Annotated in this window: 1 protein-coding gene; it reads left to right on the top strand. The window is 46.5% G+C overall.

Translation table 11 applies throughout. The annotated features are described in order from the left end of the window. Positions 1 to 747 (top strand): replication initiator protein RctB domain-containing protein (locus tag R8O11_RS27220; RefSeq protein ID WP_318194877.1); only part of this gene is annotated, 747 nt, incomplete at both ends.

Genomic DNA, 747 nt, shown 5'->3' on the forward strand with positions numbered 1-747 from the left:
TGAACAAGCGCTTGTTGAATGAGCACGGCTTAAATACGCCACCAATGATGAAGGATGAAGCGGATCAATTTGTCGTTTCACCAACGAATTGGGCTGGGATCATTGACCAAGCACTCGCACCACCTCGCACTCGTAAAAGCTATCAGAAATCCATGGTGTCGATCTCAGGCACCAAAGCGGTGATTGAAACGCGATCTTCCAAAAATATCATGACAGTCGATGATCTGATGACGCTGTTTGCGTTGTTTACTCTGACAGTGCAATACCATGATCATCATAAAGATCAATATCAAATGGATGCCGCGCACGTTCCGAATAAAACGCCGCTCTACATCACCGATATTTTGTCATTACGTGGCAAAAAAGACAGTGGCCCAGCGCGTGATTCCATCCGTGACAGTATCGATCGTATCGAGTTTACCGATTTCCAACTGCATGAACTCACTGGTCGATGGCTCAGTGAAAATATGCCTGAAGGCTTTAAGAGTGACCGCTTCCGCTTCTTAGCCCGTACCATCACGGCTTCAGAAGAAGCGCCCGTTGAAGGCAGTGATGGCGAAATTCGTATTAAACCCAACTTATACATCTTGGTGTGGGAACCGTCGTTCTACGAAGAACTACTAACACGCGATTATTTCTTCTTGTTCCCACCAGAAATCCTGAAACAGCACATGTTGGTGTTCCAGCTGTATTCGTTTTTCCGTAGTCGTATGGTGCGCCGACACACAGATTTCATTCTGTTGAGCG

It is taken from the genome of Vibrio sp. 1288, from assembly GCF_033344475.1.